The organism is Acetonema longum DSM 6540 (assembly GCF_000219125.1).
GTDB lineage: Bacteria > Bacillota > Negativicutes > Sporomusales > Acetonemataceae > Acetonema > Acetonema longum.
Genome location: NZ_AFGF01000174.1, coordinates 1 through 7,746, shown reverse-complemented (window position 1 = coordinate 7,746; position 7,746 = coordinate 1). Strand labels below are relative to the sequence as shown.

General features: G+C 54.6%; 3 protein-coding genes. All 3 read right to left on the bottom strand.

The window, feature by feature from the left end:
* On the bottom strand, positions 1-959 hold a 959-nt coding region (locus ALO_RS23260), incomplete at its 3' end, for a hemagglutinin repeat-containing protein (RefSeq protein ID WP_238528290.1).
* On the bottom strand, positions 929-5,797 hold the full coding sequence (locus ALO_RS15845) for a two-partner secretion domain-containing protein (protein WP_004097810.1): 4,869 nt from the start codon (positions 5,795-5,797) through the stop codon (positions 929-931). The genes ALO_RS23260 and ALO_RS15845, both read right to left, overlap by 31 nt.
* A gap of 63 nt (positions 5,798-5,860) precedes the next feature.
* A complete protein-coding gene (locus ALO_RS15840) occupies positions 5,861-7,564 on the bottom strand; it encodes a ShlB/FhaC/HecB family hemolysin secretion/activation protein (protein WP_004097809.1) in 1,704 nt (567 codons plus the stop codon).
* Positions 7,565-7,746: the final 182 nt, after the last annotated feature.

Genomic DNA, 7,746 nt, shown 5'->3' with positions numbered 1-7,746 from the left:
TTTACTAGTTCTTGTTTTTCCTGGACTGTTTTTTTATCAAAGATTGTTCCTAAGGTATTTAAGGCTTGGTCGGTATTACGGTTTAGTTGGCTTATGTCGGTGTTGCCGGTTCTTATTTCAATGCTACCGGCTGCAACAGCCGATTGAGTTGTGCTGGCAGCGTCACCGTTGACTGGCATATCCGGAGTAAGGTCACTCGTCAGTTTGCCATCCTTGAAATCTAGGCTAAGACCGGAATTGCTTGCTTCATACTCGGCCTTGTTTTCAATATCAGACCAAGTCAGACTCCCGGTATCCAGCTTGTTCTTATCAGTAGTGGCTTCGCTGCCAATGACGGCGCCTTTTAAGTCGGTATTGCCTTCGACTTTGATAGCAAAGCCGCCGCTGCCGGCAAAGATTCCGGTCTGTTCTTTGACGCTCTGGTAGTCTGAGTCGATTTTGCCTTTATTGACCCCTACATTTCCCGTCACGCCGGCCCCAATGCCTATACTGCCATTCGTCGACTTATTTTTCTCCGTATAGGTCTCCCGATCCTGCTGGCTGGCCAGATTTAAGTCGCCGCTGGCTTCGACTTTAACGATATCTCCTTTTGCCTGTCCTCCGACTATATTGATATCACTGCCGGATTTGACAGTTAGGTTGTTTTCAGCCGTAATCAGAGTTTCATTGTAGTTGACCTGGTGTGCGTCTGTATTGCCGTTGCCACGTTGGCCCGATATTGTCACGCCTCCGCTGGCTAGATCTACGCCTACGGATGCAGATTTCTGGGAGGATTCACTCCGGCTGTCCACGGTGTTGGCTGCAGACTCCAAGTTCACATCGTTGGCTGCGTCTAGGAGGATGTCTTTTCCGTTCACGCTGGAGCCGCCTATGCGAATGTCTCCGTCTTTTGCTTGGCCGGCTACGTCTTTTTCTCCGCTGCCTGTGGCTATGATGTTGATCTGCTGCTCAGATTGCAGGCTGCTGCCAACGGATGTGCTGGTATGGGTATGGCTTTCGGATTTCTCTGTTGGCGGCTGCCGACGCTGAGGCTGACTTTGATTTTAGCCGGGTTGTCTTTTTTCGGGTCGATGGGTTTCCCTGTGTCTGGGTCGGTGCCCTGGGCTTTCTGCCAGGCTTGGTTTCCGGTTTCGATGGCTTTGATGCCGTGCAGGGCGGCCAGACGGCCATCTTCTACCTGAGTAGCCCGCTCAACGGAGTTCACTGCCTGGGTGGCGGTGCTGACCACAGTGTTGCCGGCGGTGAGGGTGAAGCCGGTTTGTTTGAATTGATAGGTATTGTGGCTGTGGGTGGTGTCGGCTGCGGCTTCGACGGCTACATTTTGGCCGGTGATGTCGATGCCGGTTTTACCGGTGATGTCAGAGGCTTTGATTTGTACGTCTTTATCGGCTTCGATGGTGACTTTGCCGTTGAGTGAGCCAACGGCGCTTTTTTTCTGTTCTGTTCCTTCGGCAGCTTCCGCGGTTTTGGTTTTGCTGCTGCCGGCGAAGACGTTCAGGCCGCCGTCGAAGGAGATGGAGAGGCCGGATTTCTTGGTGTAGGTGTAGGAGTCGCTTTCAAAGGTGGTTTGGGCGCTTTCGATGGTGACGGTTTCGCCTCTGAGGCTGAGATCGTTGCTGGCGCCCAGTTCGCTGCCACGGACGGTGAGGTCCTGGCCGGCCTGAATGTCGACTTGTTCGCCGGATAAGGTGCTGCCTTTTGCCTGGTTGAGGAGGGCGTGTTCGCGGGTGTAGGTGGTGGTGGTGGAAAGGAGGTTACCGGAGGAAGTTTGGGATTCTTTTAGGCTTTCGTGGCGTTCGTGCATTTCCTGGATATGGACTTGGTTGTCGGCCAGGATGCGAAGATTCCCTTCGCCAAGGGGGACGCCTGTTTCGTCGGTTTTGGTTACGAGATAGCTGCCGGCCACGTTGACGTTGCCTTGGCCGGATTTTTTGCTGTCGCCGGCATGGGTGGCGGCTATGGTAAGGTTGTTGCCGGCTTCGAGTTTGCTGCCTTGGACGGTTTCGTCGTCAGTGCGGTCGCGGCGGAAGTTGCCGTCATAGCCAATTTTGTTGCTGTCGTCCAACATATGGTCTTTAACGGCTGTAACGGTTACATTGCCGGCGGCCAGAGTCAGGTCCTGGCCAGCGTCGATTTGGGCGCCTTTTAGGGTGGCACCGTTTTGCGCCAGCAGCTGGATGTCGCCGCCTGCCGCAAGGCTGGTGGCGATGTGATGGGTGGCGTCATATTCAGCTTTATATTTGCGGGAGTCGACGCTGTATTGTTCGTGGTGTTCCACTGTGTCCAGTTCCAGGTTCCGGCCGGCGGACAGGGTGAGATTCTGACCGGCTACAGCCTGGGCGCCGTTCATGCTGATGTCCTGACCGGCTGTGAGGGTCAGGTTGCCGGTGGCTTCGATACTGCCGGCCTGATGAACGAGGGTCGTGGTATGTTCGCTGTTGGAGGCGGTTTGCTGTCCGATTCCGAATCGGGTGCTGAGCCCTTTTGCCGGCTGAGGGGATGCCTGTTCTGCGGTGAGGGTGGTAGTAAGGGTTTCGTTTTTGATGTCGCCGCCGGCGCTTAGGAGAAGGTCGCCGCCGGCGATGCGTCCGCTTTGGTTTAAAATATTGTTAGTCGCGGTGATTTGCAGGGTATCGGCACCGCTTAACAGGCCGCCGCGGTTAGTCAGATTTTGGACGTTCAGCAGGAGCTTGTCGGCTTTGATGGAGCCGCTGTTGGTGAGATTACCGGTAGTGGTGATATCGATTTCCTTGGCGGCGATGAGAGCGCCATCCGGTCTCAGTTCCATGTCTCTGGCGCCGGCAAGATAAACGACTGGGACCCAGACTTTCTGGCCCTGAATTTCCTGTTCGACCATCCAGACGATGTCTTGGGTCAATGCCTGGATTTGTTCAGGAGTAAGGGCAACGCCGACGGTGAGATGGAAGGTTTCGGCAGCGGCGATGCCGTTGTCCAGCAAGGCTTTATATTGTTCCTCGCTGGAGGTGTAGTTGTCTAAAAACTGCCGTCCGGTCAGGAGGGTCAACTGGTCCCGGATGAGCTTTTGCTCGTAGTAGCCGTCTCCCAGGCGCTTTTGCACCGAAGCGGGGTCAGTAGCGATTCTCTCCAGCATATAATCGCTGCCGAGGAATTGGTTTTTCTCGGTAAAACGGGGGTTGATTTCTACCAGGTATTTGGCGTTAGGATCGGTGTGGGTGGCGTAGAGGCTGTTGGCAGGAATCCGGAAGGTGTAGCCGGAGGGATTGTCGCTGCCGGCTGAGCCGGTAGTTTGGCCGAGCAGGGTTGATGCCATACCGCCTACCGGGGCATTGTCTACGCCTAATGTCAGGTTATCAATGGAGCCAACAACGCCGCTGATGCTTTGGTTGCCGCTGATGATCGAGGCGTAGCCGGAGATATTCTCGGAGAATTGCTCATTGACAGGATCGCGATCTGTGACGTCACGGTGGCTGTGGTCGACACAGGATCCCATTATTTTATGTTTGCAGTATCGTTCCCTGCGGGTATAGGAACTGGTGCCGGCCTGGGTAATGATGCGGGTGTTGGCGTAGCTGATGTTGGTAAGCCGGTCGCTGTCAAAGTCGAGATGTCCGCCGGCAGTGATGGTGCTAACGTTGTTTTCAATGGAGCCTCGCAGGATCATATTGCCGCCGGCTAAAATCTGGCCGGGATCGCTGTCTTTGGTAACTACGGTTTCGGTGACGACTTCGGTGTAGGTGCGGCTGGCTTTGTAATAGGGAGCGGAGTAGGGGATATCTTCGGTTTTGGTGGTGCGGGATACTTCTTGCTGCTCAACAGCGAATTCCCGTTTTTTGTTGGTAATTTTCTGGGCGAACAAGCCGATATTTCCATCCGATTCGATGGTGGCGGATTGGTTGAGAATGTTCCCGGTAAGGTGGGTGTAAAAACCGTTGGCATCCTGTTCTTCATCGGCAGCCACGATAAGATCGCCCTGGCCGTAGAGGATGGCGCCGTCTTTGTTTTCTAAGAGGCTGCCGGCAAAGTACCAGGCGTTGCCGGTGGCGCCGATAATGGCCTCTTCGCCTGTGTTGTGAATATGATTGGCTTTAATGATCAGGTTGTCACTGAAGAAAATGCCAGTATTGGTGAAGGTTTGGCTGGTTGTTTGGGTCAGGCCGCCGTCGATGCGTCCCTGATTGGCGATGTCAGTGTCGGCGGTGAGTTGAATGGCGCCAGCATTGAGGAGGCCGTCTTGCTGGTTGTGGATGCTGACGGCGTTCAGGAAAAGGGCGCCGGTGGCTTTCATGACGCCTTGGTTAGTCAATGTCCCTTGGGTAGTGAAGGTCAGGTTGTTGTTGGCGGCAAGCAGGCCGCCAGTATTGGTAAACCGCTGTGTTTCAGTCCAGAGGTCATGGCCGGCCCCTATTTGCCCCTGGATATTAGTAAGGTAAGCGGTGGGGTTCAGAGTGAGGTTTTGACCGGCATATAAAAATCCCTGGGTATTATCCAGGCCATCAGGAGTATTCAGGGTAAGATTTCGTCCGGCGGCCAGGGTACCATGGGAATTGAGGATTTGCTGCGCCTGGATGTTGAGGTGGCCGTTGGCCTGCAGGATGGCGTCGCTGGTATCCAGGGTGTTTTGTATGGCAAAATCGGCGTTGCCGCCGGCGTAGGTTTTAGCGCCGCTGAGATCGGCGACGCTAACGGTGATGGTAAGGTCACCGGTGTCGCCGATGTTGCCGGCGGTGGTAAGACCGGCGGCGATGGTGCCGCTGGATTGGAGGGTGGCTCCGGCGAGTGTGAAATGGCCGCCGGCGGTCAACGATCCAGTGTTGCGGATGTCTTGGCCTGTATGGATTTGGGCGTCGCCTCCGGCATGGAGGGTGCCTTGGTTGGTGAAGGAGTCGTCGGTCTGGATCTGGATCTGGCCAGTGGCGCCGGTATGGCCGGCTAGAATCACTTTGCCGGTTTGGGTGACTCGGATGTCGCCGCTAGTGGCGCTGAGATTGCCTTGGCTGTTGACGCCAACGCCTTGTTCGGTGCCGATGAGGCGGATTTTGTTGGCGTACATGCCGCCCAGGAGTCCTACATCCAGAGCAACTTGGGGCTGTGAGTCTTCTCCAGAGATTTTTTGCGTGGCCAGGGTATCATACCGGATTTGATTCGCGCCAGTGACGAGGTTGAGTTCTTGGGCCCAGATACCGGCGTTGATGGTGGCTGCCCGGCTGAGAATATCAAGCCGGTCGGTCGTGGATGCGTCCAGTCCCTGACCTTCGATGCGGATCTGGCCGCGGCTGACCCGAAAGGCTTCCAGACTGCCGGAGCCGCCAAACACCGGGACGCCAGTCGTGAGGACGGCGCGGCTGGTATTGATAAAACCGAAGCCATTGCCGACAATGCCGTTCGGATTTGCGATGATGACGTCGGCGCGCTGGCCGGCAACTTCGGTATAGCCGCGCAGGTGGCTGGGATTGGCACTGGTGACTTCGTTTAGGATGATGCGGGCGGGGCGATTGCCGATAGAAGAGTTGCCGCTGATGTAGCCGCCCAGCTGGGTTTGGGTGATGGCAGCGGAGTTGTTGAGGATAAGGCCGTTAGTCGGGACGTTGAAATGGGTGTACTGGTTACGGGAAACACCGGCGGCCGAAGGGGTGGTGATCTGGACGACAGATACGCCGTTGGCGGCTGTGTCGATAATCGGCCGGTTTTTGCCGGCTTGAGGGTCGGCGACAACCTGGGCCAGTGACAATGTTGGCTGACCCAGGTAAAAGGCAAGGGTCAGCCAGGCAACGATTTTTTTCAGTTTTTTGGTAATCAGGGGCGATGCAAGATGCATGGCAATCTCTCCTTGGTAACAGAAACGTTGGGGTTCTTTTTGGGGGGCTACATATAAAAAGCTTTATATTTGGCAAAGAAGCTGAAACCCGAATGTGGTATCGGCGGTTTGATAGCCCTGGGGTTTATAGATGGGCCAGCCGGCGAACAGGTCATATTGGAAGGTGGCGAGATTGCCTCTCAGACCTACGGCGCCGCCGGCCAGTTTTTTACCGGGCAGGTATTGGGTGGCCTGGCCGCTGACTTGTCCATAGTCAAGGCCCAGGTAGACTTCCGGTCCGCCGCCGGCCAGGGGAATGGCTAGTTCGTTGCGAAGGTACCAGCCTTTTTCGGCGGATAAGGTTTGTTCGCCGTCAAAGCCGCGGACTGTGTAACGGTTGCCTATGGAGAAATATTCGGAGCCATATAGGGGGCTCAGGGTGTGTTGCCCGTAAAAGTTGACTCTGTATTGGGCCGGAGCGCCAAAAAAGGCAGCCGGGGCCACCGTCTGTAGGTCAACGGTCCATAGGCTGTAGCGGGTGGTGGGATCATCCGGGAGTCTGTCGGCCGGTTCTTCCTGGGCATGAAACCAGGAAACGCCTTGTTTATTGGCTATTTTGACGTCATAAACGGTGTGCCCGGCGTAGCGGGTATGCACAAAGGCAAATTCAGCAGCGGTGGTATTTTTTCTCTGGACTTCAATTTCGGTGTCATCGATATAACTCTTGGATTTGGCGCGAAGGATGCGAAAATCCAGATGAGTTTTGCTAGTTTGATCCCTCTCAAGGAGTCGCGAAGCTTTGAATTCCAGGTTGTCGCTTTCGCCGGAGGATACAAAAGGTTCGACTGCGGCGGTTACGGTTTGGTGGTATTGGTAGGAGCGCCCGGAGAAGCTAAATGTCCAATGACCGTAAGGAAAGGAGTAGTCAACGGAGTTGCCGCGGGTACCCCGCTCCGGGTGGTCTGGTTCGGCATCGACGTTAAAGGAGACGTTGAAGAGGTCGTTGATACCGAACAGGTTGTCGACAGCAAATGTTTGGGAGGATTGAAGCCGTCCGGTGGCCTTGCTGCCGGAGTCATCCAATGAGAGGATCGCTTTCCAGGGTTTTTGCCGCTGGACTTTGATGACAACGTCGCTTTGGCCAGGTTGATTGCCGGGGCGTATGTCCATTTCTACATCCTGGGAAGGGACTCGTTTCATTTGTTCCAAGCCTTGTTCCAGGTTGCGCAGATTTAAGATGTCGCCGGGACGAGCGGGAAAGGCGGTTTGCCAGGAACCGTGATAAGAGGGATCTTGAAAGCGGATTTCGTGAATGGTACCTGGGATCAGAAGCAAGGTTAGGGTTTCGCTGGAGAGATCCTGTTCCGGCACCAGGATTCGTGTGGTAATGTAGCCACGGTCAATGAGAAGATTGGAAAGGCGTTTTACGATCAGTTGGATGCCCTGTTGACCGATACGACGGTGGGAATAGGACTCAAGGTATGATGTGAGCCAGGAGAATTCCTGGAGCCTCTCTCCTTTTAACTGAATCCTATGGATCTGAAACGCAGGAGTTTCTTCCGGGAGGGATGTGTCTTCGTCTGCCTGAGATTTGTCCTGCAGGAAAACGTCCTGGCGTTCCTGGCGCTGTTTCCGTTCTTCGGCTTGCTGCCGGGCACGCCGATTGAGTTCTTCGGTTTCAGTACGGGTTGGCTGAGCGAGGGCGGGGAACGAATGCATCAGGAGCAGGGTTAAAAAGAGGAGGAGCGTGGTTTTACGCGACAGTAGTTTAAAATGATAGCTGATCATGGACAATGGAGGGGTTGCTCCTTCCTTGAAAAATAGGACCGAATCGACATGCTGCGGTGCGATGATAACACTATATTAATGTGTTATATATTTTCTGGGTATGGTAAATATTCTCTGGTAAAATAATACCATATATTATCAAATAAATCCAGGGACTTATGTCCTATTCGGTGAGACGTATG

Coding starts and splice junctions, on each gene's coding strand:
- ALO_RS15845 (WP_004097810.1), bottom strand. CDS start 5,797: ATGCATCTTGCATCGCCCCTGATTACCAAAAAACTGAAAAAAATCGTT.
- ALO_RS15840 (WP_004097809.1), bottom strand. CDS start 7,564: ATGATCAGCTATCATTTTAAACTACTGTCGCGTAAAACCACGCTCCTC.